At 61.3% G+C, this 25,130-nt stretch carries 19 protein-coding genes and 2 tRNA genes; 15 read left to right on the top strand and 6 right to left on the bottom strand.

Features of this window, described 5'->3' with window-relative positions; translation table 11 throughout:
• Positions 1 to 29 precede the first annotated feature (29 nt).
• Complete coding sequence (locus MWN76_RS00930; RefSeq protein WP_250458615.1) at positions 30 to 1,346, bottom strand: substrate-binding domain-containing protein; 1,317 nt, start codon at positions 1,344 to 1,346, stop codon at positions 30 to 32.
• 481 nt (positions 1,347 to 1,827) lie between these two features.
• Between MWN76_RS00930 and nagK the strand changes: the two genes are divergently transcribed.
• Genes nagK through MWN76_RS00910 form a run of 4 tightly spaced genes read left to right on the top strand, consistent with a single transcriptional unit; the run spans position 1,828 to position 6,380 of the window.
• Positions 1,828 to 2,775 carry an N-acetylglucosamine kinase gene (nagK, locus tag MWN76_RS00925; protein ID WP_250458613.1) on the top strand — a complete coding sequence of 316 codons (948 nt, stop codon included), beginning with the start codon at positions 1,828 to 1,830 and terminating at the stop codon, positions 2,773 to 2,775.
• 16 nt (positions 2,776 to 2,791) lie between these two features.
• The gene (gene nagB-II, locus MWN76_RS00920) at positions 2,792 to 3,835 is read left to right on the top strand and encodes a glucosamine-6-phosphate deaminase NagB-II (RefSeq protein WP_250458611.1); all 1,044 of its coding nucleotides are present in this window, start codon (positions 2,792 to 2,794) and stop codon (positions 3,833 to 3,835) included.
• Positions 3,836 to 3,856: 21 nt separating this feature from the next.
• Positions 3,857 to 4,984, top strand: coding sequence for an N-acetylglucosamine-6-phosphate deacetylase (gene nagA, locus MWN76_RS00915; RefSeq protein ID WP_250458610.1), 1,128 nt, complete (start codon positions 3,857 to 3,859; stop codon positions 4,982 to 4,984).
• Positions 4,985 to 5,036: 52 nt separating this feature from the next.
• Entirely contained in the window at positions 5,037 to 6,380 is a 1,344-nt protein-coding gene (locus MWN76_RS00910) for a sugar MFS transporter (protein ID WP_250458609.1), read from the top strand.
• 346 nt (positions 6,381 to 6,726) lie between these two features.
• Here the strand turns inward: MWN76_RS00910 and MWN76_RS00905 are convergent, their stop codons facing one another.
• The gene (locus tag MWN76_RS00905; protein ID WP_250458608.1) at positions 6,727 to 7,788 is read right to left on the bottom strand and encodes a LacI family DNA-binding transcriptional regulator; all 1,062 of its coding nucleotides are present in this window, start codon (positions 7,786 to 7,788) and stop codon (positions 6,727 to 6,729) included.
• Between the two features lie 331 nt (positions 7,789 to 8,119).
• Between MWN76_RS00905 and pgi the strand changes: the two genes are divergently transcribed.
• The 11 genes from pgi to MWN76_RS00850 all read left to right on the top strand — a co-directional run bounded on the left by pgi (position 8,120) and on the right by MWN76_RS00850 (position 23,318).
• Complete coding sequence (pgi, locus tag MWN76_RS00900; RefSeq protein WP_250458607.1) at positions 8,120 to 9,784, top strand: glucose-6-phosphate isomerase; 1,665 nt, start codon at positions 8,120 to 8,122, stop codon at positions 9,782 to 9,784.
• An 18-nt stretch (positions 9,785 to 9,802) separates the two neighbouring features.
• A complete protein-coding gene (gene edd / locus MWN76_RS00895; protein ID WP_250458606.1) occupies positions 9,803 to 11,620 on the top strand; it encodes a phosphogluconate dehydratase in 1,818 nt (605 codons plus the stop codon).
• Positions 11,621 to 11,670: 50 nt separating this feature from the next.
• On the top strand, positions 11,671 to 13,131 hold the full coding sequence (gene zwf / locus MWN76_RS00890; RefSeq protein ID WP_250458605.1) for a glucose-6-phosphate dehydrogenase: 1,461 nt from the start codon (positions 11,671 to 11,673) through the stop codon (positions 13,129 to 13,131).
• A 30-nt stretch (positions 13,132 to 13,161) separates the two neighbouring features.
• Positions 13,162 to 13,872, top strand: coding sequence for a 6-phosphogluconolactonase (pgl, locus tag MWN76_RS00885; RefSeq protein WP_250458604.1), 711 nt, complete (start codon positions 13,162 to 13,164; stop codon positions 13,870 to 13,872).
• Between the two features lie 76 nt (positions 13,873 to 13,948).
• A complete protein-coding gene (locus MWN76_RS00880) occupies positions 13,949 to 14,581 on the top strand; it encodes a bifunctional 4-hydroxy-2-oxoglutarate aldolase/2-dehydro-3-deoxy-phosphogluconate aldolase (RefSeq protein ID WP_250458602.1) in 633 nt (210 codons plus the stop codon).
• A gap of 59 nt (positions 14,582 to 14,640) precedes the next feature.
• The gene (gap, locus tag MWN76_RS00875; RefSeq protein WP_250458601.1) at positions 14,641 to 15,672 is read left to right on the top strand and encodes a type I glyceraldehyde-3-phosphate dehydrogenase; all 1,032 of its coding nucleotides are present in this window, start codon (positions 14,641 to 14,643) and stop codon (positions 15,670 to 15,672) included.
• Between the two features lie 91 nt (positions 15,673 to 15,763).
• Positions 15,764 to 17,200: a pyruvate kinase gene (gene pyk, locus MWN76_RS00870; RefSeq protein WP_250458599.1), complete on the top strand. Its 1,437-nt coding sequence runs from the start codon at positions 15,764 to 15,766 to the stop codon at positions 17,198 to 17,200.
• Between the two features lie 442 nt (positions 17,201 to 17,642).
• Positions 17,643 to 20,282: a TonB-dependent receptor gene (locus tag MWN76_RS00865; RefSeq protein WP_250458598.1), complete on the top strand. Its 2,640-nt coding sequence runs from the start codon at positions 17,643 to 17,645 to the stop codon at positions 20,280 to 20,282.
• Positions 20,283 to 20,393: 111 nt separating this feature from the next.
• On the top strand, positions 20,394 to 21,074 hold the full coding sequence (locus MWN76_RS00860) for a DUF6445 family protein (RefSeq protein WP_250458596.1): 681 nt from the start codon (positions 20,394 to 20,396) through the stop codon (positions 21,072 to 21,074).
• A 317-nt stretch (positions 21,075 to 21,391) separates the two neighbouring features.
• Complete coding sequence (locus MWN76_RS00855; RefSeq protein ID WP_250458594.1) at positions 21,392 to 22,108, top strand: SapC family protein; 717 nt, start codon at positions 21,392 to 21,394, stop codon at positions 22,106 to 22,108.
• A 142-nt stretch (positions 22,109 to 22,250) separates the two neighbouring features.
• Positions 22,251 to 23,318, top strand: coding sequence for a sulfite exporter TauE/SafE family protein (locus tag MWN76_RS00850; RefSeq protein ID WP_250458592.1), 1,068 nt, complete (start codon positions 22,251 to 22,253; stop codon positions 23,316 to 23,318).
• 84 nt (positions 23,319 to 23,402) lie between these two features.
• Here MWN76_RS00850 and hepT read toward each other — a convergent pair whose 3' ends face one another.
• The 4 genes from hepT to MWN76_RS00830 form a co-directional block, all read right to left on the bottom strand.
• Positions 23,403 to 23,636 (bottom strand): type VII toxin-antitoxin system HepT family RNase toxin, encoded by a 234-nt coding sequence (hepT, locus tag MWN76_RS00845; protein WP_250458591.1) that lies wholly within the window; start codon positions 23,634 to 23,636, stop codon positions 23,403 to 23,405.
• A 107-nt stretch (positions 23,637 to 23,743) separates the two neighbouring features.
• Positions 23,744 to 23,818: transfer RNA gene (locus MWN76_RS00840), tRNA-Gln, on the bottom strand.
• A 38-nt stretch (positions 23,819 to 23,856) separates the two neighbouring features.
• A tRNA-Met gene (locus tag MWN76_RS00835) sits at positions 23,857 to 23,933 on the bottom strand.
• Between the two features lie 128 nt (positions 23,934 to 24,061).
• The gene (locus MWN76_RS00830; protein ID WP_250458590.1) at positions 24,062 to 24,976 is read right to left on the bottom strand and encodes a DMT family transporter; all 915 of its coding nucleotides are present in this window, start codon (positions 24,974 to 24,976) and stop codon (positions 24,062 to 24,064) included.
• Positions 24,977 to 25,130: the final 154 nt, after the last annotated feature.

Here is a 25,130-nt window from a genome sequence, read left to right as displayed (position 1 = left end):
GCACTCGCGCGCAACCGGTGGCGCCGGCACTACTGGATCCAGACCTCGACCCGGCTGTTTTTCACCGGCGCGTGCTCCCGGTTGGCGGTCAGCGGTGCGAAGGCGCCCAGCGCCAGGATGTGGCTGTCGCCCAGCTGGTGGTCGCGCAGCAGCGCGCCCTGGACCTTGAGGGCGCGGAAGCGGGAAATCAGGTCGGCGATATTGTCGTTGGATTTGCGGTCGGAGAATCCGACCAGGGTCAGGTCCAGTTGCTGTCCGGATCCTTCCATATAGTGTTCCAGCCGCCGCAGGTCCTTGAGCGCGCGGTTGTCGAGTTCCGCGCTGCCGTCGGTAAAGCGGAAGGAGATGCTGAGGCGCCGGCCGCTTTCCATCAGCGCGCGATAGGACTCGGGCGCGTTGGGGTAGGGCGTCATTTTCAGTGCCACCGGTGTCAGGTTGATGAAGCCGGTGTCCGCCACCAGTTGCTGACCCGGGCCGGATTCCACAAAGTGCAGGAAGGCGTCCACGTGGGGTTTGTGCTCGCCGGGATTCCTGTACAGGTACAGGCGCCGCGTCAGTGGGAAGTCCTCGGTGGCGATGATGCCGCTGTCTGGGACCACCGCGGCCAGGTTGCCGGCCTTGATCGCCACCTTTTTGACGCCATCGGCATCGGCGTAGGGGAGGTAGCCGATGGCACCGCGCCGCTCCTGCACCAGCCGCTCGGTTTCGGCATTGCCGGATACCTCGCGGACTCCGCGGGCCGCCGGTCGGCCGCCGCCGAAGACTTCGCCGTCGAAAGTGGCGCGGGTGCCGGATTCGGTGTCCCGGTGCAGTGGTTGGATCGGCAGGTCGGCACCGCCCAGTTGGCGCCAGTTGCGGATTTCGCCGCTGTAGATCTGCGCCAGTTGGGCGAGGGTCAGTTGGGAGATGGGGTTGTCCGGATGTACGGCCACCACCAGCGCGTCCAGCCCGATCACATGCTCCGCCGCGGCGCCGGTGAGGTCGCCGAAGCGTTCGAGCATTTTTACTTCCTTCGGCTTTATCCTGCGCGAGGCCATGCCGATATCGGCGCTATTCTTGTCCAGCGCCTTGAAGCCGGTGCTGGAACCCAGGGCGACGATCGGTACCTCGACCGCATTGCCGGCCAGCCGGGCGCTGATCCAGTGCCGTTCGCCGTCGCTGCGCTGCTCGATGCCGGTAGCGTCTAGACTTTGCAGGTACCCCTTCACCAGTCGCGGTGCCAGCTCGGCGCCGATGGTGTTGGACCCGGTCATCCGGAACAGGGTCTGCGCTTCCTGTGCCGGTGCAGCCAGTACCGGGCAGGAGAGCAGGGCGGTCAGCAGACCGTATAGCCACAAGCCCTTCATATCCAATGATCTCTCGCTCTGGGTGGGCTTCGGGAGAGCGCAGAATTCACTTTCCCGATCCTTGTTGTTATGGGTTGGCAGTCTGCGCGCGATCTGGCGCACAATTCAAAGCGGCTGCTTTATCGCAGAAAAGTGTGACGTGCGTATTGCAAGCTGGCGCCGGGGGTTGAAGAAAGGTGACATGGGCAGGACAGAGCGCGCCCCAATGACATGGGAGAACAAGTTTTGATCAAGCCGGGCCCTGTTTACGCCTGCGGGCGCAATTTTTTATGGAAATGGGATGACAACGCTGTCATTTGTCCTGTAGTATCCCTTCCATATTGGCACTGGCGCCCCTTGGCCGGGTATCGGCCCGGGAACGCGATGATCGCGTCCCGGTGCATTGCCGTGCCGGCGCGCCGATCGGGCTTCCCCTGGGGGAAATCGTGTGGGAAGCCCGGTGAAGACACATAACAATACGAAATCTTAGAGGCCGGTACAGATGGTTGCTTTGAGAGACAGGGACATACTTTTTATTGGTGTTGACGGCGGTGGCAGCAAGTGCCGCGCGTCTATCGTCGACGCCGACAATCGCCTTCTCGGCACCGGAGTTGCCGGTCCCGCCAACCCGCTGCACGGTTACGCCCAGACCATAGATTCCATCGCCCGCTCCGCGGCCCTGGCCCTGGCCGATGCCGGGCTGGCGCCGGAAACCCTGGGCAAGCTGGTTGCCGGCGTGGGGCTGGCGGGGGTGAATATGCCGCGCCTCTACAACGAAATGGCCTCCTGGGCCCATCCCTTCAAGAAAATGTACCTCACCACCGATCAGCACTCCGCCTGTCTCGGCGCCCATCGCGGCGGCGACGGTGCGGTCATCATTGCCGGTACCGGATCCGTCGGTTACGCCTGGGTCAATGGTGAGAGTACCCTTCTGGGCGGGCACGGTTTCCCGCACGGGGACAAGGGGAGTGGCGCCTGGATGGGAATGGAAGCGGTGAAATACCTGCTGATGGCCCTCGACGGCCTGGCAGAGGATTCGCGCCTGAAGGGCGAACTGCTGAAGATGCTCGAGAGCAGTACGGCCAACGAGGTATTCGAGAAGATCGGCGGCAAATCCTCCAGCCACTACGCGCGCCTGGCGGTGCCGGTGATCGAGTGCGCCGAGGCCGGCGATCCGGTGGCGGTGGCGATCGTTCGCGACGGCGCCGGCTATATCAGCGACCTGGCCGACAAGCTGCTGGAGCTGAATCCGCCGCGGCTGTCGATGATCGGCGGCCTGGCGCCGCGCCTGCGCCGCTGGCTCGCGCCACATGTGGTGAAGCGCCTGGCCGAGCCGCTGGATCCACCCGAACTCGGCTGTGTCTATTTTGCACAGCAGTCCCTGGCCGGAGAGGCCAGCGCGAGCAAGCCGGCCGCCAAGAAGGCCGGCAGCAAAGCACTTTACGGATAACGGAAGCAGAAATCCTATGACCGCAGCAACTACTGCCGAGACAACACAGGGTGACAGCGCCATGGCCACCACCGTGATGGAAACCGAGGCCCGCGAGGCGCCGGAGCGCATCGCCGGGCAACTGCAGGCCAATGCCGGCATCATGGCACAGCTGGGTGAACGGCTGCGCCGCGAGCCGCCGAAGTTCGTGATGATCGTCGGCCGCGGTTCCTCCGATCACGCCGGCGTCTTCGCCAAGTACCTGATCGAGATCGAGACCGGGGTGCCGACGTTTGCCGCGGCGCCCTCTGTCTCCAGTGTCTACGGTCGCAAGTTGAAGCTGGACGGGGCGCTGGTCATCGTGATCTCCCAGTCCGGCCGCAGCCCGGACATTCTCGCCCAGGCGCGTATGGCCAAAGAGGCGGGCGCCTATACCGTGGCGCTGGTCAACGATGAATCCGCGCCGATCAAGGATATCGTCGACCAGATGGTGCCGCTGAAAGCCGGCCCGGAAAAAGCCGTGGCCGCCACCAAGAGCTACCTGGCGACACTGTCGGCCGTGCTGCAACTGGTGGCCAACTGGACCGAAGACAAGGAATTGCTGGAAGCGGTGGACAAGCTGCCGCAGACCCTGAAGGAAGCGGTTGCGGCCGATACCCAGCTGCGCCCGGAGGACCTGGCGGCGGTCAAGAACCTGGTGGTGTTGGGGCGCGGCCCCGGCTACGGCATTACCCGCGAGTTGGCGCTGAAGCTCAAGGAAGTCTGCAATATCCACGCGGAGTCCTTCTCCAGTGCGGAATTCCTGCACGGCCCGGTGACGCTGGTGGAGCAGAAGCTGACCGTGGTCAATGTGCCGATCGAGGACGAATCCTTCGAGGCCCACAGCGAGCAGATCGCCGATATCATCCGCCGCGGCGGCACCCTGGTGAACCTGCATGTACCGAGCAAGGGCGTGCACCCGCGCGTGGCGCCGCTGGCACTGCTGCAGCGTTTCTATATCGATGTGGCCCACGTGGCGGTCAGCCGGGGGATCAACCCGGACGAGCCGGCGGGGCTGAAGAAAGTCACCCAGACACGCTGATTGCCGGAAGTGGAGGTTGACGTGACGCGCACATTTATCGCGGAGCAGCTTTTCGACGGTGAACAGGTTCACCGCGATATTCCGCTGGCGATCGACGACCGCGGCTGCATCCAGTCGGTCGGTGGCCAGGCCCCCGCCGCAGCCGAGCGGCTGCGCGGTCTGCTGGCGCCGGGCCTGGTGGATGTGCAGGTCAACGGTGGCGGCGGTGCGCTGTTCAACAACGATCCCAGTGTCAACGCGCTGGGCAAAATGAGTGCGGCGCACGCGCGTTTCGGTACCACCGGTTTCGTGCCCACGCTGATCACCGATCAGCTGGATGTAATGCGGAAGGCCGCCGATGCGGTCAGCGACGCGCTGCGCGAAGGGGTGCCGGGCGTGCTGGGCGTGCACTTCGAGGGGCCGCACCTGAGTACGCCCAAGAAGGGCACCCACGAGGAAAAATTTATCCGGCCCCTCAGTGACGAGGAGCTGGCCCTGTACGGTCGCGACGACCTGGGGATCAAGGTTGTGACACTGGCGCCGGAAAATGTCGCGGTCGGGGATATCCGCAGGCTGGTGGACCTGGGGGTAAAGGTGTGCCTCGGCCACTCCAACGCCGACGGCGCCACTGCATCCGCGGCGGTGGATGCCGGCGCGACCGGTTTTACGCACCTGTACAACGCCATGTCGCCGCTGCATTCCCGCGAGCCCGGCATGGTGGGCACGGCGCTGATCCGCGACGAAGCCTGGTGCGGCCTGATCGCCGACGGCCACCACGTCTGCGCCGAGGCCATGACACTGGCCCTGAAAGCCAAGCCCCGCGGCAAGGTCCTGCTGGTGACCGATGCCATGTCACTGGTGGGCAGCAGCGAGACCAGCTTCCCGCTGTTTGACCGGGTGGTGACGAAGCAGGGCGATAAACTGACGTCCACCACCGGTGAGCTGGCCGGCTCGCACCTGGACATGATTTCCGCGGTGCGCAATATCCGCGACTGGTGTGGGGTGGCGTTGACCGAGGCGCTGCGCATGGGCGGGCTTTACCCGGCGCAGTTCCTGGGGATGGATGCCGGCCGTATTCGCGTCGGCGACAGTGCGGACCTGATACTGTTGGACGACGAATTGCGGGTTCGGAGAACCTGGATTCAGGGCAAGGAAGTATTTGCAGTGTAGGGGCCTGCCCGCGGGCTCCTGCTGACGACTATAACGATAAAAGGTGCTCCCTATGGAAACTGCAGTTATTGACGAAGGCCGGGTCGGGGCCAAAAGCAGCCTGGTCCCCATGCTGATCATCGGCATGCTGTTTTTTATTTTCGGCTTCGTGACCTGGCTGAATGGTGCGTTGATTCCGTACTTGCAGACTGTCTGCAGCCTGACCTCTTTTGAGGCCATGCTGGTCGCCTCTGCGTTCTATATTGCCTATACCGTAATGGCGCTTCCGATGGCGGCCATTATCGAGCGCACCGGCTACAAGGCGGGTATGGCTTTGGGGTTGGCACTGGTCGGCGTAGGCGCGCTGATTTTTATTCCGGCGGCCTATAGCCGCATGTTCGGTGTTTTCCTGCTCGCCCAGTTTGTCGTGGGCTCAGGCCTGACCATTCTGCAGACCGCGTCCAATCCCTATGTTGTGAAACTCGGCGCACCGGAAACGGCGGCGGTGCGGATCAGCATCATGGGGCTTCTCAACAAGGGAGCCGGGATTGTTGCGCCGCTGGTGTTTGCGGCCCTGGTTCTGTCCGGCATCACAGGCATCTCGGACACTGAACTGGCAGTGCTCAGTGACGCTGCCAGGGATAGTAAGTTGGCTGAGTTGGCCGGACAGTTAGTGAGCCCCTACGTCGGCATGGCCATCCTCGGGTTTGCCCTTGCCGTCGCCATGATGTTTGTGCCTTTGCCCGATATCGAAGACGAGGTCATCGAGGGGCAGGAAGAGGTCGCGGTTACCCTCCCTGTTCTGCTGAAATTCCCGCAGTTGATCCTCGGCTCCATTGCGCTGTTCTTCTACGTCGGTGTGGAAGTGATCGCGGGTGACGCTATTGGGCTGCTGGGCAAGCAGGCCGGTGTTGGCGCCGCGACGGCCTCCAAGCTCACTGCCTATACGATGACTTTCATGGTGGTGGGCTATGTGTGCGGTATTGCCGCGATTCCGCGCTTTATCAGCCAGCAAGTCGCGTTGTTTATTTCCGCTGTGCTGGGGATTGTGTTTACGGGACTGGTGATGACCGGTTCCCTAGACAGCACCGCCCTGTCTGCGGCGAGCCTGTCCCACGTGGGCCTGCCGGAAGTGCCAAATGCCGTGTTCTTTGTTGCCCTGCTGGGTTTCGCCAATGCCATGTGCTGGCCGGCAATCTGGCCGCTGGCTTTGGACGGACTTGGCAAATTTACTTCCAAGGGCGCAGCACTGCTGATTATGGGGATTTCAGGCGGTGCAATTCTGCCCCCATTGTATGGGCACTTCGCCGATACCGGTGATGGTCAGGCCGCCTACGTGATTGCGATTCCGGCCTACCTGTTCATCATGTTTTACGCGCTCAAGGGGCACAAGATGCGTCGCTGGAGTAAAGGTTAGTCGCCTGCGCCCCCGCCGCTAAGTGGGGCGCCGCCCAGTGTGCCGGGCCCAGTGTGCCGGGCACTGCAGATTGTGTGGTTCAGTCTGATTTTATTGTTGTTTTCTTTTTGGTTCTCGTCATCTTTGCCCTCCTTGTGAGGGCATTTTTTTATGCGGAATACGCGACTTGACCCGGTGTATGGCGTGGCAGTTACAGGTCGTGATCAAGCGTCGGAGAAAGCTCGGCGGCGAAACGCGGTGCAGCACATGCTGTTGCGCATTCCTGCAACGCGTCCCCGCGCTTCACCCGCTTCGCGGGCAGCCTGCGGCCGTGCAAACCTGCTCCCGGCAGAGTTGTCCGCACTCGTTATTCATCATTCATGATTTCAACCGGCGCCGGCCCGCTGGAGTCCCGCACCACCAGCTCTGGCGTAAACTCGCGTTTGATGCCGGCCTCCTTGCTGGCCGAACCGCTCTCGGTCGCCTTGCCGCGGGTCCGGCTCAGCAGCAGTGCCGCGGCGCACTTGGCGATTTCGTTGTTGGGCTGGTGGGCGGTGGTCAGTTTGGGCCAGGTCTGGCGGGAGAAGGGGCTGTCCTCGAAGCCGACGATCGACAGCTGTTCGGGAATGGCGATATTCATCAGGCGGGCGGCGAACAGCGCACCGGCCGCCATTTCGTCATTGCTGGCGAAGATGGCCGTGGGCGGGTTGTCGGACTGCAGCAGCTTTTTGGCACCGTTGACACCCGAGTCGAATGAGTACTCCCCCTTCAGGACCAGTTCCCGCTCGACGATGATACCGGCGTTCTGCATCGCGCGGCGATAACCGTCCAGGCGGCCGTGGGTGGAGACGTGTTCCTCGCCGCCGCAGAGAAAACCGATGCGCCTGTGGCCGTGCTGCAGCAGGTGGCGGGTCAGGTCGTAGGCGGCGGCGCTGTCGTCCACCTGGATGCAATTGCCCTCGTCCTCGAGCGCCGCTTCGCTGGACACGATGCGGACATAGTCGACCTCCAGGCGCTTGACCGTATCGATCACCGATTGGGTTTCGGAGAAGGGGGGCGTCAGCACCAGGCCGGCGATCTTCGAGTGTTCCACCAGGTCCTGCAGTTCCCGGTGCACCGTCGGGGAGCCGGCGTTGCTGGGGTGAATCAGCAGCTCGTAGCCGCGCGCCTTGCAGGCCTCGAGTATGCCGTTCTGCATGTCGATTACATAGTAGGCGTTGGGGTTGTCGTAGATGAAAGCGATGGTGTAGGAGCGGGTCCCGGCCAGGTTGCGCGCCGCCAGGTTGGGCTGGTAGTTCAGTTCCGAGACGGCGTCCATCACCTTCTTCCTGGTGGCGGGGCGTACCGACGGCTCGTTGTTGATCACCCGGGAGACGGTCTTGATCGATACGCCGGCTCGCGCGGCGACATCGTTGATGGTCACTTTCATCTGTGGCGCTGGTCCTTGTTGTTTGGGCGGCGCTGGTGGCCTGTTCGGCGCTGCTCTGGCCGAGTCCGGCATTCTAGCAGTAAATGGCGGTGAGTTTGTCCTGTGCGCGGGCGGCGCCGGCGCTGTCGCGCTTCCGGGTTTGTTTGCGGCGCCTGGTTACAGATGAAATTGACAGGGCGGGGTCGCTGTGGGAATCTCACTTCTTTATGACAGCGCTGTCATAACGCTGTTGCCGGGATTCGTAATTTCCCCGGCGGTACGGCAGCGGCGCCACAAAAACAATAACCGGCACCCGCATCCCGTCGCGGGGCCGCATTCAGAGGGGTTCTCTATGGATATCACCCAACTTTCCACCTGGCAGCAGCTGGAAACCCAGGCCCGGCAGATGCGCGGTCGCCACCTGCGGCAGCTCTTCGCAGAGGAGCCGCAGCGGGCGGCGCGCTACTCGCTGGAGCTGCCGGAATTCCTGTTCGATTACTCGAAGAACCTGGTCGACGATGAGGTTCTTGTAAATTTATTACAGTTGGCCCGGGATACCGACCTGGAGGGCCTGCGGGCCAGAATGTTCTCCGGAGCGCCAATCAATGGCACCGAGGGGCGCCCGGTTCTCCACCCGGCATTGCGCGGCGGTTTACCGGATCCGGTTGAACTGGACGGCGGTCCGGTGGCGGATCTGGTGGAAACCGAGCTGGGGCGCTTGAAAGAGTTTGTAAATTTACTACATAATGGCGGCGTGACAGGATACACCGGCAGGCGGATTACCGATGTGGTCAATCTCGGTGTCGGCGGCTCCCACCTCGGCCCGGAAATGGTGATCGGGTCGCTGCGGGCCTACCGGCGCGACGATGTGCGTGTGCACTTCGTTTCCAATGTGGATGGTGCCGAACTGGCGGATGTGCTGGCCGGGCTGGATGCCGAGACCACCATGTTCGCGGTGTCTTCAAAGACCTTCGGCACCACCGAGACCATGACCAATGCGCGCAGCGCGTTGCGCTGGTTCGGCGAGTTGGCGCCGCGGGAAGCGGTGTTGCAGAAGCACTTTGTGGCGGTGACGGCCAGCCCGGAAAAAGCGCGCGAGTTCGGTATCGAAGCTCAGCGCGTTTTTCGGTTCTGGGACTGGGTCGGCGGGCGCTTTTCGCTCTGGTCGGCGATCGGTCTGCCCATCGCCATTGCCGTGGGCTTCGACCGTTTCCGCGAACTGCTGGACGGCGCCGCGTCGATGGACCGGCATTTCCACGAGGCGCCGCTGGAGAAAAATGCGCCGGTATTGATGGCGCTGCTGAGTGTCTGGTACTGCACTTTCATGCGCTACCCGGCGCACGCGATCCTGCCCTACGAGCAGGCGCTGCACAGGTTGCCGGCGTACCTGCAGCAGGCGGAAATGGAGAGCAACGGCAAATCTACCACCAGGGCAGGGGAGGAGGTCGGTTACGCAACCGGCCCGCTAATATGGGGCATGCTCGGTATCAACGGCCAGCACGCCTTTTACCAGTACCTCCACCAGAGCCCGGAAGTGGTGCCGGCGGACTTTATCGGCAGTGTCGCACCGGGGCACGACCTGGAAGGGCATCACGAGATACTGCTGGCGAACATGCTGGCGCAGAGCCAGGCATTGATGAACGGCGTCGACCGAGAGCAGGTGAGTGCCGGGCTGGCGGCTCGGGGATTGGGCGAAAAAGAGATCGAAAAACTCGCTCCATTCAAGGTGCACAAAGGCAACAGGCCGAGCAACACCATCCTGTTGCGGAGGCTGGATCCGCGCTCCCTGGGTGCCCTGGTGGCGTTGTATGAGCACAAGATTTTTACGCAGGGCGCGATCCTGCAAATTTATTCGTTCGATCAGTGGGGCGTGGAACTGGGCAAGGGGCTGGCCGCGGCACTACAACCACAGTTGGAGAGCGGTGAACTGCACCATCAGGATGCCTCCACCGCCGGCCTGATCGACTACTACCAGCGGGTGAGCAAAGGTGCCCCGGCGCCCGAGCCCGCCAGTTGAACAATAGGCAAAAGGGTTATGGTTCACAGCAAGGTTCAAGCAGTTACCGAGCGGATTATCGAACGCAGTGAGGAGACGCGGGCGGAATACCTGGCGCAGGTCGATCGGGCCCACTTTGAGGGCCGTGCCGCCAGCCACCTGTCCTGCGGCAACCTGGCGCACGCGATCGCCGCCTCCACGGACGAGGACAAAAAGCTGATCGCGTCCGGGCGCGGCCCCAACCTGGCGATCGTCAACGCCTACAACGATATGCTGTCGGCGCACCAGCCCTACGGTGCCTACCCGCCACTGCTGAAGGAGGCCGCGGCGCGCAACGGCGCCACGGCGCAGGTTGCCGGCGGCGTGCCGGCCATGTGCGACGGCGTGACCCAGGGCCGCGCGGGCATGGAACTGAGTCTTTTCTCCCGCGATGTGATCGCCATGTCCACGGCCATCGCGCTGTCCCACGATGTGTTCGAGGGCGGCATGTTCCTGGGCATCTGCGACAAGATCGTGCCCGGGCTGGTGATCGGCGCACTGGCGTTCGGCCACCTGCCGGCCATGTTCGTGCCGGCGGGCCCGATGCCCACCGGCATCTCCAACTCGGAAAAGGCGCGTGTGCGCCAGCTCTACGCCGAGGGCAAGGTCGGCCGCGACGAACTGCTGGCGTCCGAGAGCGCCTCCTACCACAGTCCGGGTACCTGCACTTTCTACGGCACCGCCAACTCCAACCAGATGCTGGTGGAGATCATGGGGCTGCAGTTGCCCGGCAGTTCCTTTGTCAATCCGGGCACCGACCTGCGCAATGCGCTGACCAACGAGGCGGTGAAGCAACTGGTGCAGATTACCGAGCCCAGCCGCCATACGCCGATCGCCAAGGTCCTGACCGAGAAGGCCTTCATCAACGGCATTGTCGGCCTGCTGGCCACCGGCGGTTCCACCAACCACACCCTGCACCTGGTGGCCATGGCGCGCGCCGCCGGTATCCAGCTCACCTGGCAGGATATGGCGGAGCTGTCGGATGTGGTGCCGCTGCTGTGCCATGTGTATCCGAACGGCACCGCCGATATCAACCACTTCGCCGCCGCCGGCGGCATGCAGTTCCTGATTCGCGAACTGTTGGGCGCGGGCCTGCTGCACGACGATGTGCACACCGTTCTCGGCGACTCGGGCATGGCGCCCTACTGCGAGGATCCGTTCCTCAACGAAGACAGGACCGGGGTGGTCTGGCGCCCGACGGTGGAGGAGACCGGCGATGCCGATATCCTGCGCCCGGTCAGCGATCCGTTTTCCGGCCACGGTGGCCTGCAGCTGCTCGAGGGCAATATTGGCCGCAGTGTGATCAAGGTGTCGGCGATCAAGCCGGAATACCGCACAGTGAAAGCGCCGGCCATTGTGTTCCACGACCAGGATGCCCTGCTGGAGCGTTTCAAGGCCGGCGAACTGGAAAAGGATTTTGTCGCCGTGGTCCGCTTCCAGGGGCCGCAGGCCAACGGCATGCCCGAACTGCACAAGCTGACCCCGACCCTGGGCGTATTGCAGGACCGCGGCTTCAAGGTGGCGCTGATTACCGATGGCCGTATGTCCGGTGCCTCGGGTAAGGTGCCGGCGGCGATTCACGTATCGCCGGAAGCGGTTGAAGGCGGTCCCATCGCCAAGATCCGCGACGGCGACCTGATCGAGCTGGACGCCGAAGCCGGTGTGCTGCGCGTGCATGTCGACGACGCCGAGCTGGAACAGCGCCAGGCGGCCGAGTGCGATCTCTCCGGCAGCGCCCGCGGCATGGGGCGCGAGCTGTTCGCCAATATGCGGGCGATCGCCAGCGGCGCCGAGAGCGGCGCAAGTATTCTCTACTGAACAATCGCGTGGAGAACGGAAGAACGCGATCTACAAACAGAGCAAAAAATATGGCTAATGCTTTTGACATGGTGTTGTTTGGCGGCGGCGGGGACCTGTCGCTGCGCAAACTGATTCCCGCGCTCTACCGGGCGCACAAGGAGGGCGGCCTGGCCGAGGGCAGCCGTATCCTGCCGATCTGTCGCCGCCAGGGGGACGTGGACAAATATCTGGAGACCGCCCAGGACGCCCTGAAAACGCATCTGCGCGAGGGCGAGTACAGCGACGCGGTCTGGCAGGAATTCAGCCAGATGCTGCGCGCGGTGGCGGTGGATATCGCCAAGCCGGATGAGCAGTGGGACCAGCTGGCGGATATTCTCGGTGGCGACGAAGAGCGGGTGCGCCTGTTCTACCTGGCGATCCCGCCGGCGGTATTCGGTATCTGCTGTGAAAACCTGTCGCTGAAAGGGCTGATCAACGAGCAGTCCCGCGTGGTGGTGGAGAAGCCGCTGGGCTACAACGCCGAGACCTCCGACGAGATCAACAGCAAGATCGCCAGCTACTTCCCGGAAAGAAGCATTTTCCGTATCGACCACTACCTGGGTAAGGAAACGGTACAGAACCTGCTGGCGCTGCGTTTCAGCAATGTGCTGTTCGAGCACCTGTGGGATGCCAAGACCATCGACCATATCCAGATCAGCATTTCCGAGACCGTCGGCCTCGAGGGCAGGGCGGGTTTCTACGACGAGACCGGCGCGCTGCGCGACATGGTGCAGAACCACCTGCTGCAGCTTTTGTGCCTGATCGCCATGGAATCCCCCAACAGCATGTCGGCGAAGAACATCCGCGCCGAGAAGATCAAGGTGCTGGAAGCGCTGCGCCCGCTGGTGGACGAAGCGGTGGACGAAAATATCGTTCGCGGCCAGTACGTCGCCGGTGGCCTGGGTAGCCAGCTGGTACCCGGTTACCTGGAGGAGCTGGAGGCCGCCACCAGCAGCACCGAGACGTTCGTCGCCATCCGCGCCCATATCGACAACTGGCGCTGGGCCGGCGTGCCTTTCTATCTGCGCACCGGCAAGCGCATGGAGAAGCGCTGCGCGGAAATCGTGATCCAGTACAAGGATGTCTCCCACCACGTGTACGACGAATCCGCCGGCCCGGTTCTCCCCAACCGCCTGGTAATCCGCCTGCAGCCGGAAGAGAGCATCAAGCTGATCCTGATGGCGAAGAAAATGGACAGCCTGACCATGGAACTGCAGCCGGCCGAGTTGAACCTGACCCTGTCGGACACTTACGACAGTTTCCGCAGCGACGCCTACAAGCGCCTGATGCTGGACGCGGCAGCGGACAATCCGGCGCTGTTTATCCACCGCGAGGAAGTGGCCGCTGCCTGGGCCTGGGTCGACCCGATCATCGAGCACTGGCGCGAGATCAACAGCCAGCCGCAACTGTACCGCGCCGGCAGCTGGGGCCCGCAGGCCGCCAACGAACTGCTGGACCGGGACGGTCGCCACTGGTTCAACGCACAGTAAACGCCCGTCGACGGGCGAATGGAATTTCTCATGGTAGAAGAAAAATTTTATTCCGATCGCGAGCGCCTGGTACAGGCGCTGACCCAGGACTGCGCCAGTGCGCTGCAGCGGGGTATCAAGGAGCGCGGCCAGGCGAGCTTCCTGGTTTCCGGCGGCAGCACACCGGAACCCGCCTACCGCGCCCTGTCGAAGCGGCCGCTGCCGTGGCAGCAGATCAATGTCGCGCTCGTCGATGAGCGCTGGGTGGACAGAACGGAGAAAGGCAGCAACCAGGCGTTTATCGAGAAAAGCCTGTTGCAGAACAACGCTGTCGACGCGCCTTTCCTGGGCATGAAAACCCCGCACGCCACCGCCGCCGAAGGCGAGGCCGACTGCGAACGCGCCTACGCTGAGCTGCCGCGCCCGTTCGATGTCTGCATTCTGGGAATGGGCGGCGACGGCCACACCGCGTCGCTGTTTCCCCACGCCGACGGCCTGGAGGCGGCACTGGACCCGCAGGCGACGCAACTCTGCCGGGCCATCACCGCGAACAGGAGCGAGGTCACCGGCGAACACGTCGAGCGTATGACCCTGAGCCTCGCTGCCATTCTGCAGTCGCACGATATAAAGCTGCTGATTACCGGCGATGAAAAGCTCAAGGTCTATCGCGAGGCGCTGCTCGGCAGCGACGAACTGGCAATGCCGGTGCGCAGTATTCTCAAGCAGGGGCTGAAGCCGGTCACTGTCTACTGGGCACCGTGAGGGCCCCGGCGCGCGTTGCCGGGCCAATCGTAGGGTGCGCCGCGCGCACCGGTAAGAAGGAATCTGGAATTTAACGATGCAAAACAATCTCTCCGCAGTACTGGAACAGGCCGGCGTAGTGCCGGTGCTGGTGATCGACAAAGTTGAAGATGCGCTGCCGCTGGCGGAGGCGCTGGTAGAGGGCGGCCTGAACGTACTCGAAATCACGCTGCGTACCGAGGCGGCACTGGCCGCGGTGGAAGAGATTGCCCGGCACCTGCCCGATGCCCATGTCGGCACCGGCACGGTCCTGAACGGGGACGATATCCAGCGCTCCGTCGACGCCGGTGCGAGTTTCCTGGTCAGCCCCGGGGCCACCGGGTCGCTGCTGGATGCGGCGGAAAAGACCGAAGTGCCGCTGCTGCCCGGGGCCGCCAATCCCTCTGAAGTCATGCGGCTGCTGGAGCGCGGCTACCGCTACCAGAAATTCTTCCCGGCCCAGGCCGCCGGCGGTGTGCCGATGCTGAAATCCATCGGCGGTCCACTGGCTCAGGTTCAGTTCTGCCCCACCGGTGGTGTCGGCCCGGGCAACGCCGCGGATTACCTGGCACTGCCGAACGTGGTCTGTGTGGGGGGCTCCTGGATGGCGGCGCCGAAACTGGTGCAGGCAAAAGACTGGCCGGAGATCACCCGCCTGGCGAAAGAAGCGAAATCGCTGAAGGGACAATAGGGTTTTGGTCCCGATACCGAGAGTGCAAGTAACAAATTCAATAAATCGAGGCTAGCGAGATGAAAATCAAAATTGCCATCAATGGCTATGGCCGCATCGGCCGCAATGTCACCCGCGCTATTTACGAATCCGGCTATGGCGATCGCGTCCAGCTGGTGGCCATCAATGACCTGGCGCCGGTGGAATCCAACGCGCACCTGACCCGCTACGACACCATTCACGGACGCTTCAACACCGAGGTGGCCGTCGACGGCGAATCCCTGGTGATCGGTGGCGACCGCGTGCGTGTCTGCCAGGAGCGCGACCCGTCCCAACTGCCGTGGGAAGAGCTGGGTGTGGACCTGGTGCTGGAGTGCACCGGCCTTTTCACCACCAAGGACACCGCTTCTGCGCACCTGAAAGCCGGTGCCAAGGCCGTTCTGATCTCCGCGCCTTCGAAGGACGCGGACCTCACCGTGGTCTACGGTGTGAACGACGACAAGCTGACCGCCGATCACAAGATCGTATCCAATGCGTCCTGCACCACCAACTGCCTGGCACCGGTGGCCAAGGCGCTGCACCGCGAGCTGGGTATCGAGCGCGGCTTCATGACCACTGTGCATGCCTATACCAACGACCAGAACACCCAGGACGCGGTGCACAAGGACATCTATCGCGCCCGCGCCGCCGCCGACAACATGATCCCGACCAAGACCGGTGCCGCCGCGGCGGTGGGCCTGGTGCTGCCGGAACTGAAGGGGCTGCTGGACGGCATGGCCGTACGCGTACCGGTAAACAATGTGTCCCTGGTGGACTGCCAGTTTATCGCCAGCCGCGAAACCACCGCGGACGAAGTCAACGCGATCATGCAAAAGGCGGCCGAGGCGAGCGGCGGCGTGCTGACCTTCTGTGACCAGCCGCTGGTATCCGCGGATTTCAACCACACCACCGCATCCAGCCATTTCGACGGCAACCACACCCGCGTCAACGGCAACCTGGTGAAGGTAATGGCCTGGTACGACAACGAGTGGGGCTTCTCCCATCGCATGCTCGACACCAGCCTGGCCATGGCCGAGGCACTGGAGTTGCAGAAGGCCGCGCAACCCGCCTGAACACTGAACTTCCCTCTCCCGACTGCGGGGGAGGGGCCAGGGGAGAGGGCAAGCCTCTCCCGATATTTGAGACAAGCCCTGATAGATCCCTATGATTCGCCACACCAAAATCGTCGCCACTCTCGGCCCCGGTACCGACAAGCCTCACGTAATCGAGGAAATGGTCCGCGCCGGTGTCAACATCGTGCGCCTGAACTTTTCCCACGGCAGCCCCGAAGATCACCGCAAGCGCGTGGAGGAAGTGCGGCGGGCGGCTACCGCCCAGAACAAGATGGTCGCTGTGCTCGGCGATCTGCAGGGGCCCAAGATCCGTATCGCGCGCTTTGCCGAGGGCAGCGTGTGGCTGGAGAACAACAGCGAGTTTGCGCTGGACCTGGATTGTCCGTCCAACGGCGGCGACGAAACCCGGGTCAGTGTCGACTACCCGAGCCTGATCAGCGACTGTAAGCCGGGCAATATCCTGCTGTTGGACGACGGCAAAATCCGGCTGGAGGTCACCGGTACCACGCCGCAGAAACTCTTCTGTCGCGTGCTGCAGGGCGGCAAGCTGTCGAACAACAAGGGCATCAACCTGCTGGGTGGCGGCCTCTCCGCGCCGGCGCTGACGGAAAAGGACTACCGCGATATCAAGCTGGCGGCAGAGCTGGAGGTGGATTTCCTCGCCGTGAGCTTCCCGCGCTGTGCGGAGGATCTGGAAACCGCCCGCAATGCCATGCTCGAGGTCGGCAGCCAGGCGGCCATCGTGGCCAAGGTCGAGCGGGCAGAGGCGGTCGCCGACGACGAGCAGATGGACAACCTGATCCTCGCCGCCGATGCCATCATGGTGGCGCGCGGCGACCTGGGTGTGGAGATCGGAGATCCGGCCCTGATCGGCGTGCAGAAGAAGCTGATCAACCGGGCCAATGCCCTGAACCGCGGCGTGATCACCGCGACCCAGATGATGGAATCCATGATCACCAGCCCGACCCCGACCCGCGCCGAGGTGATGGACGTGGCCAATGCGGTGCTGGACGGAACCGACGCGGTCATGCTGTCGGCGGAAACCGCTGCCGGCGACTATCCGGTGTCCGCGGTCGAGTCGATGAGCGAGGTGATCGTCGGCGCCGAGCAGTATCTGGGCAGCGTGCCGCGCCCGGCCGCCAGCCAGAGCGCCTCCGATCGCATCGACACGGTGATTGCCCAGGCGGCCATCGACGTGGCCGCGCGGATCGAGAACCTGTGCGCGGTGGCCGCCCTGACCGAGTCCGGCCGCACCCCGCGCATCATGTCCCGCGCCACCACCCAATTGCCCATCTACGCGCTCACCCGCCACCCGCGCGTCGCGCGCCAGCTGGTGCTGCTGCGCGGCGTGGAGCCGGTCGGGTTCGACCCGGCCTCGGTGCCGCTGGGGCACCTGACGGATTCGATCATCGAGGTACTGGGCTCCCGCCTGGACCTGCAGAAAGGGCAGCGGGTCCTGATCACCCAGGGCGAACGCCTGAATACGGGGGGCCACACCAACTCCATGCGTATCAAGGAAATCGAGTAACCCCCCGCCGGGATATCCGTGCTGCCGCCGCTCACTGGCGGCAGAACGGATGTTCCAGGCCCGCCTTCGCGTCCCGATGTTCCCCGTTGATTGAAACCCGGCCTTCGCCGGCTGGCTGTTACCGCTAAAGTTGTCTTTAGTGACTTTTTACCCGTTACGTCTTCCGCTCTTCCTGTCGCCTGATGGCTATTCGTAACCTCTTGTTTTAGTTTATTTTTTCCTGCGATGAACACAAAACAGCCAAATGGCAAAGTGGAAACGGACGAAGGGTCCTGCAAATTGCCGGTAAAGCAGTAGCATTTTATTTTTTTTGTGTGTATTGTCGTTCGTGAGAATGACAGCGCTATCATAAAAACGAATGACAGCGCTATCATTTTGCGGTACAAGGTGAAAAAAATTTCTAACCAAACCTTTATATCAATAAAAAAGGAAGGGGAAATCGATGCTCAAGCGCAACAAACTCGCACTCTCCGTCAGTGCAGCTGTACTGAGTGGCGGCCTCGCAGCTCCGCTCGCAATGGCCCAGGATGCCTCTCTGGAAGAGATTACCGTTACTGGTATTCGTGGTGCCCTGCAGGATGCCGTCAATATCAAGCGGGACGCGACCGATCTGGTCGATGCCGTGTCTGCTGAAGATGTCGGCAAGTTCCCGGACTCCGACGTAGGTGAAGCACTGGGTCGTATTCCCGGGATCACTGTTGGTCGCTCATTCGGCCAGGGTGCCTCCGTATCCATTCGTGGCGCGGCGCCGACGATGACGCTGACCCAGTTGAACGGTCAGAACGTTGCATCTACCGGTTGGTTCGACAATATTCCCGTCGATCGCAGCTTCAACTATTCCCTGCTGCCGGCGGAGCTGATTGGCGGTATCGAGGTGTACAAGTCTTCTCGCGCCGACCTGAACGAAGGTGGGATCGGCGGTACCGTCATTGTTAAAACCCGTAAACCGCTGGACCTGGATGCCAATACTGCCTGGATCGGTACCCAGGGTCGCGTCGGGACTATCAGTGACGAGGTAGCCCCGGAAGTTTCCGGTCTTTACAGCTGGAAAAATGACTCAGAAACTTTCGGTGTGTTGGTTTCCGCTGCTGTTGAAGACCGTGAATACGTTCGCCGCGGTACCGAATCCGATTATCGCTGGTCTGGCGATGTGGCCCCGACCACCTTCCTGCAGGATCAGGAGCGCAAAGCTTTTGATGTAACTCTGCAATACGCCCCGACCGACGCGCTGTCTTTCACCCTGCATGCCATGTCCCTGGATTTGCAGGCGGACAACACCAACAACAGCCTGTATCTCTTTACTCTGGCTGGTCTCGAAAATGGCAGCACTACTTGCCACTCTACCAACGCCGCGGGTCTGTGCGTATCCAGCACAACCGAGAACGCGCCGGACTTCCGCGGTGATCCGGGCAGTGAGATTGCCGCCAATACTTTCAATCAGACCTGGGGTCGGAAGTCTTCCATGGGTTCCGATACCTTTGACTTCAGCACCGAGTATGAAGGTGACGGTTTCAGTGTCAGCGGCAGTATTGGTTCCACCAAGGCGGATGGTGGTACCGACTTCACCACCAATTTCCAGGACATCAGTGCGACCCAGCCCAAGTGGGAAGGTTCCATTGATGCCTCTGGCAAAGAGATCCAAATCGACACGACCAGTGATCCCAGCCAGACGGTGGACGACTTCGCCGACACCATGGGACCGCAAGGCTGGGCGGTCGCCAGTGGCCCGGCAGAAGATGAAGAAAGTTATGCTCAGTTGGATGTCGAGTTCGATCTGAACGCGGGAATTCTGACCTCCTTCAAAACTGGCGTACGCTGGACTGATCACGATGTCAATCGCCGCAAATACAGAGGTGTACTGAGTGACCCGATTCAGGTTCCGACATCAGACCTCTATAGCGGAGAGTACGAAGTTGGTCAGGACGGTTTTACTGCACCGAAACCCGATCTGGATGCAATGGTTGCCCTGACCCGCGAAAGTCTTGATAAGTGGGTGGAAGAGCGCGCGGGTTACTCCGACCTGAACGAAGAGAATACCGCCTTGTACGGTATGTTCAACTTCGAGTCCGGTGCCCTGAGCGGTAACTTCGGTCTGCGTTACATCTCTAGCGACGTCTCCCGTACACAGTACGATCTGGACGGCACAGACCCCATGGCGGATGAGATCGCTGCGAACATTGGTTACGCCTACTCCTTGTCTACTTACAGTTCTGACTACAGTGATGTGCTGCCAAGTGCTACCGTACGCTATGAGCTGTCGGAGGATTGGGTTCTACGTGCCTCTGCGTCGCAGACTATCAGCCGCCCCAGTTACGACGATATGCTGGTGACTTACAGCGGTTTTGCCGACGACCGTGATAACAACCAGACTCAGCGCTTTGGTAGTGAAGGCCTGCAGCCGATGAAGGCAACCAGTGCCGACATCGCGCTTGAGTATTACTATGGCAATGGCAATCTGGTCTCTGCAACTTATTTTGTGAAGTCCATTGATGATTTTGTGACCTCCGAGATTCTGGTTGACCAGCAGATCGGTCTTGAAGATCCGGCCGGTGGTGACTCTTGGGCGGTCGAAACCCTGAAAAATACCGGTGGTGCAGACATTCAGGGGATAGAGCTGCAAATCCAGCACGCGTTTGACAACGGCTTTGGTGTAGCTGCCAACTATACATACACCGATGCCGAAGCGCCGAAGGATGCGTTTATGGATCAGTTACCGATCTTCACCGAGTCTTCAGAAAATGCATATAACCTGGTAGGTTATTGGGAGAACGATACATTCTCTGCACGTGCGGCATACAATTACCGTTCCGAGTACCTGATCCGTGACGGCGGTTACTGGTACGGTAACCGCATGCACGATGACTTCGGTTCTCTGGATCTCAGTTTTTACTGGTATGCTACCGACCATCTGGATGTTACCTTTGAGGCCATCAATGTTCTCGAGGAAGATGACATTCAATACGGCGCTGCTAGTGCGGAAAGCTCCTCGACCGGTATGAAAGCTCCCCTTCAGGAGGGGTTCCCGGCTTGGTCGTTCCAGGGCGAAGCAGTGTACCAGTTGGGTGCCAGCTACAAGTTCTAAGAGCGTGAGCTAAGGAAAGGCCCAGCATTCAGCTGGGCTTTTTTTTGCCCCGAGATAAGTGATATACAGGGTTCAGGATATAAATCACTTGAGTAAATGATTAGTCTGAATATGCAAACTCTTGAAATTGGTGATGAAAAAAGGAAAGTCATGGTTGTTGATGACTTTCTCGAGAATCCAGAGGATTTGGTTGCGTTCTCGAAGAGTGCGAAATTTGCTCCGTGGCCTATGGCTGCGGAGCGCAAGGGATATCCGGGTGTCAGAACTGCAGCGCCTGATAATCATGCGGCCTTCATCATGGATCGTATAGATCCCCTGATTCGAGAGCAGTTTGATATACCTTTGTCGAGCGAGCTCAAGATTCACCAAGAGACTCTCAATTTAATTACTGTACCTGAAGAGGAGCTGGGTCCATTGCAGAGGGCTCCTCATTTTGATACAAGTAACCCGGCACTCTTTGCTGTCTTGCTGTATCTCTGCGATGAAAGTCACGGCGGAACAGGCTTTTATCAGCATAAAAGTACAGGCTATGAATCTATAACGCCTGAAAGGTGTGAGCATTATTTGGATTGTTGTTATTACGAGTTCAATAAATATCGCAGGCCCAAGAAATATTGCTCTGAATCAGATGACTTGTTTTCCAGGATTGGGTTTGTATCTGCGAAATTCAACCGTTTGGTGGTTTATCGCGGGGTAATGCTGCACAGCGCGAATATCTTAAGTGAGAAAAGTATAAGTTTCTGTCCCGACACAGGGCGATTAACAGCGAATCTTTTTGTTACCTATGACTGATTCTTTTTCTGTTATGTTTTGATCTGTCAAATCGGTTGTCGGGCTTGTAAGTCAGCGGTGTGCTCTGCAATTTTAGCTTGGCTGGAGCGGATTGTGTAGTGGAGAGCCGCGCTATCCACAGTGTATTAGTTCGATGGTTGCGGCCGGATTCGGTGTGTATAGCTGCTCTATGTGCTCCGCCGGGGTAGATGTATTGCCTGGCTGTAGGTGCGGGGTCTTATAAGGAAGCCACGAGTCAGGTGTTTCCCTTTTCCTTTAAGGCAAATATACTGTCCGCTTATTGAGCAGAATAAACAATCAATAACAGGTATAGATGTATGTCTGATCAACAACCCCCCAAAATCGTCCCCCTGCGCAGCGACGTCCACGGCAAACTGAAAGTCCGCGAGCTGGGCACCTTCGAGCATGTCAAGAGTGCCCATATGGTCCCGGTGACCGCGCACGAGTTTTCCCGCCTGGGTGCGGAATACCCGATCGTTTTTGTCAAGAATTCTGATACCGACCAGTTCCAGGCCGTGGCGCTGATGGGGCTGAAGGTGGGGGAAAACCTGTTCGTGGATGGCGAGAAGTGGAAGGGGGTGTTCGTCCCCGGTGCCGTCCGCAATCACCCGTTCGTGCTGGCGCCCGTTGGTGAGAACAAGGAGCAGCTGATGGTCGGCCTGATCGAGGGCAGTCCGGTGGTCGGCGAGGAAGAGGGCAATGCGCTGTTTTCCGAGTCCGGCGAGGAGACCGACTACCTGAAGGCCAAGAAGGAAAACCTGGTCGGCTATCTCGAGAGCGAGCAGATGACCCGGGCCTTTGTCAGCGTTCTGGCAGAGAAGGACCTGCTGGCTTCCCAGAATGTGTCCGTCACCGCCGGTGGTGAGAAGATCAACCTGGGTGGGGTCTATATCGTCGACGAGAAGAAGCTGGGCGAGCTAAGCGAAGAGGATTTCGCCGATTTCCGCAAGCGCGGTTTCCTGCCGGCGCTGTATGCGCAGCTGGGCTCCATGCACCAGTTCTCAAGGCTGGCAAAGATGCACGCAGAGGGCTGATACCGGTTGTTTGGGGCCCTCTGGGGCTCCGTTCCGGCCCGCTGCGCCGTTCGGGTGGCGGGTCCCGGTCGATGAATAACGGGGTGGGGAGCCTCTGTCCCGACCCGATAATAAAGTACTTCATTTCCTCTCTGGCTCTTCTATGCGCGCCTCTCTGCTGTGGGTCTGGCTTTGCTGGCTGGCCGTGTTCTACGGTGCCTGGCTGTTACTGGTGGTCGGCCTCGATCTCTGGAGTCTTGTCCGGGAGCACTGGCCGATGGCCCTGTCCATGGCCATCGGCAGCTATGCCGCTGGTTCCACGCCGATGGGGGGTGGCACGGTGGGCTTTCCGGTGCTGGTGCTGCTGTTCGATATGCCCGCGAGTCTCGGTCGCGATTTCAGTTTTGCGGTCCAGTCGATCGGTATGGTCAGCGCCAGTATCTTTATCCTGTGCCGGCGCCAGGCGTTGGCCTGGTCGATGCTGCGCGGGGCGCTGATCGGTTCGCTGGCGACCATTCCCCTCGGTATCCTGTTCTTTGCCCCTATCGTGCCCGAACTGTGGGTGAAGCTGGTGTTCGCAGTGTTGTGGGGCAGTTTTGGTATCTTCCACCTGTACCGCCTGAATGAGATCACGGCCCTCGAGCGCGCCGGCGATGGGCGTTGTCCACGGGATTTCCGTGTGGGTTTGTTATCGGGGGCCGTGGCCGGTTTTTCGGCGGTGTCGGTCACCGGTGTCGGGATCGATATGGTGATCTATACCGCGCTGGTGGTGCTGAGCCGCGTGGACCTGAAGGTGGCCATTCCCACTTCGGTGGTGATCATGGCTTGCGGTTCGCTTATTGGCGTGGCCGTAAAGTCACTGAGTGGCGATTGGCAGCCGGGGGTGTTTGGCAACTGGCTGGCCGCCGCGCCGGTGGTTGCGCTGGGGGCGCCGCTGGGTGTGTTCGTCGTCGGTCTGATCGGCCGGCGCTCCACGCTTCTGGCGGTCGCTGTGCTGTGCGTGGGGCAGTTTGCCTGGATCTGTGTCGCCGAGCGGGAGGCGCTGGGCGGGGCAGGGTTGCTGGTGGCCTTGATGGCCGTGGGTGCCTGCCTGCTGGCCTTTGAGCGGTTGCGGCGTGTGGGGTTGCGGATGGCCGAGGGGGGCCGGGAGCATTCGGAAGGGCTGTTTAGCCGGGCTGGTCGCTCAGCAATCGGGCGGAATACTGCAAAAATTCGTCCAGATGCTCTCTGATCACGGCTTCGACAATGGGAATTTGAAGTTTCTAGTATTCGTGCACGGCAATATTGCGGAAGCCGACCATCTTCTTTAGTTGCCCTAGGCTCGGGTGATTTTCCCGGCATCGGCGAGCAACTGGAAAATATCCCGCGAACTCTGGGCTATGCCGAGTCCCTCTGCCTGGATCAGGTGTTGCCGCATGTCCAAAGCTGCTTCACAGGCACGTTGAATGTTCAGGATGGCTGCATCCTGGCGGGTGTGGTCTTCGGCAAAGGTGTCAGGGTTCTTGTCGTACTCTTCCCGGACGCGCTGAACGCAGCGTTCAATCTGCACCGTCCATCGATTCGTTCGCAGGGTTGGGCTGTGTTTGCAAGCTTAACGCAGGAGAGTGGCAGTGGGGAGTTCGAGTCGCCGGCGACTTTCCGCCAGTAGGGAAGAAATGGCTGGGGCGGTAGGATTCGAACCTACGCATGACGGGATCAAAACCCGCTGCCTTACCGCTTGGCTACGCCCCAGTATCAGGACTGTGAAGCGACTGCTTACAGTTTGAAAATGGTAGCAAGGGGGAGACTTGAACTCCCGACCTCAGCATTATGAGTGCTGCGCTCTAACCGGCTGAGCTACCTTGCCACTGACTACTGTCCCGGTTATTTTTGCCTTCTGGCCTAACCGAGGGCGCGCATTATCAGGCCAAGGGGCGGGCCTGTCAAGACCCATTTTAGTAATTTAATCAGTAAGTTAGCGAAACTGTCGCGCCCTTAGCGGCGGCGCCCGATAGCGGCCAGCAGCGAGCCCGCCACCACCGCCATGGCGCCGATCCAACTGATCCAGTTCAGTGGTTCCACCTCGATATAGTCCGGCCAGGCGCGCCCGATCAGGGCGCTGAGCGCCAGGGTCATCAGTGGCACCAGGGCCAGGGTCGCACTGACCCGGGAGGCTTCCCAGGCGGCCATGGCTCTGGCGAAGGCGCCGTAGGCGATCAGGGTGTTGGCGGTCAGGAAAGCCAGCAGAACCCAGCCGAGGGTGCCCAGGTTGACGACACTGGCCGGTTCGGCCATCGGCAGGAAGCACAGGGTGCCGGCCAAGTAGATCAGTACCAGCAGGCTCTGCGGGCGGGTGCTGGTGACGATCTTTTTCTGGAAGAAGCCGTACACGGCCCAGGTGGTGGCGGCGACCAGGATAAAGCCGACGCCGAGCAGGTATTCCCGATTGGCCCCGCTGACCAGCTCCTGTAACCGCTGGTTGAAAAACAGCGGCAGGCCGGTGGCCACCATCGCAACGCCCAGCCACTGGCGCGGGGAGAAGCTCTCGCCGAGCCAGATCACGCTGGCGATCAACAGCAGCAGTGGTGCCACCTGGATCAGCACCTGTACGGCGCCGGCGGTGATATAGCTGAGGCCGGTGGCGTAGGCGATGTAGTTGCCCAGCAGGCCGAGTACGGCGAATACGGTCAGCGGCAGCAGCCTGCGGGTAAACAGCTGGTCCAGGTGCAGCTGGCGCGTCCAGCCGTAGTAGGCACCGGCCAGCAGCGCGGCACCGGAGAAGCGGTACCAGGTGACGGTGGCGGCGCTGATATCGCCCAGCAGGCCTTTCATGGCAATGGGCAGCAGGGCCCACATAAAGGCGGTGGTCAGTGCCAGGGGCAGACCGACTTTCCAGTTGGATTGGGGCATGATTTCTTCCCGGCCCGGCTCTCGAAGATGGGGGGCGGCGCCTGGTTTGATGGGGTGGTGGGGAGTGGGCTTCGCTCTCTCCCTCGGGCCCCTCTCCCTGGGGAGAGGGGAGCTGAATCGGGGGCGCCGCGCACACCGTTGGCTGGTTGGTGCG

It is taken from the genome of Microbulbifer litoralis (genome assembly GCF_023634065.1).
Taxonomy (GTDB): domain Bacteria; phylum Pseudomonadota; class Gammaproteobacteria; order Pseudomonadales; family Cellvibrionaceae; genus Microbulbifer; species Microbulbifer litoralis.
The sequence above is the reverse complement of the archived record's forward strand: the minus strand, read 5'-3'. Positions and strand labels throughout refer to the sequence as shown.

Bases quoted from the DNA above. Each gene is read 5' to 3' on its own strand.
- MWN76_RS00860 (WP_250458596.1), top strand. From the start codon at position 20,394: ATGCAAACTCTTGAAATTGGTGATGAAAAAAGGAAAGTCATGGTTGTT.
- pgi (WP_250458607.1), top strand. From the start codon at position 8,120: ATGGATATCACCCAACTTTCCACCTGGCAGCAGCTGGAAACCCAGGCC.
- nagK (WP_250458613.1), top strand. From the start codon at position 1,828: ATGGTTGCTTTGAGAGACAGGGACATACTTTTTATTGGTGTTGACGGC.
- MWN76_RS00865 (WP_250458598.1), top strand. From the start codon at position 17,643: ATGCTCAAGCGCAACAAACTCGCACTCTCCGTCAGTGCAGCTGTACTG.
- MWN76_RS00850 (WP_250458592.1), top strand. From the start codon at position 22,251: ATGCGCGCCTCTCTGCTGTGGGTCTGGCTTTGCTGGCTGGCCGTGTTC.
- zwf (WP_250458605.1), top strand. From the start codon at position 11,671: ATGGCTAATGCTTTTGACATGGTGTTGTTTGGCGGCGGCGGGGACCTG.
- edd (WP_250458606.1), top strand. From the start codon at position 9,803: ATGGTTCACAGCAAGGTTCAAGCAGTTACCGAGCGGATTATCGAACGC.
- MWN76_RS00880 (WP_250458602.1), top strand. From the start codon at position 13,949: ATGCAAAACAATCTCTCCGCAGTACTGGAACAGGCCGGCGTAGTGCCG.
- MWN76_RS00930 (WP_250458615.1), bottom strand. From the start codon at position 1,346: ATGAAGGGCTTGTGGCTATACGGTCTGCTGACCGCCCTGCTCTCCTGC.
- MWN76_RS00910 (WP_250458609.1), top strand. From the start codon at position 5,037: ATGGAAACTGCAGTTATTGACGAAGGCCGGGTCGGGGCCAAAAGCAGC.
- MWN76_RS00830 (WP_250458590.1), bottom strand. From the start codon at position 24,976: ATGCCCCAATCCAACTGGAAAGTCGGTCTGCCCCTGGCACTGACCACC.
- pyk (WP_250458599.1), top strand. From the start codon at position 15,764: ATGATTCGCCACACCAAAATCGTCGCCACTCTCGGCCCCGGTACCGAC.
- nagB-II (WP_250458611.1), top strand. From the start codon at position 2,792: ATGACCGCAGCAACTACTGCCGAGACAACACAGGGTGACAGCGCCATG.
- MWN76_RS00855 (WP_250458594.1), top strand. From the start codon at position 21,392: ATGTCTGATCAACAACCCCCCAAAATCGTCCCCCTGCGCAGCGACGTC.
- pgl (WP_250458604.1), top strand. From the start codon at position 13,162: ATGGTAGAAGAAAAATTTTATTCCGATCGCGAGCGCCTGGTACAGGCG.
- MWN76_RS00905 (WP_250458608.1), bottom strand. From the start codon at position 7,788: ATGAAAGTGACCATCAACGATGTCGCCGCGCGAGCCGGCGTATCGATC.
- gap (WP_250458601.1), top strand. From the start codon at position 14,641: ATGAAAATCAAAATTGCCATCAATGGCTATGGCCGCATCGGCCGCAAT.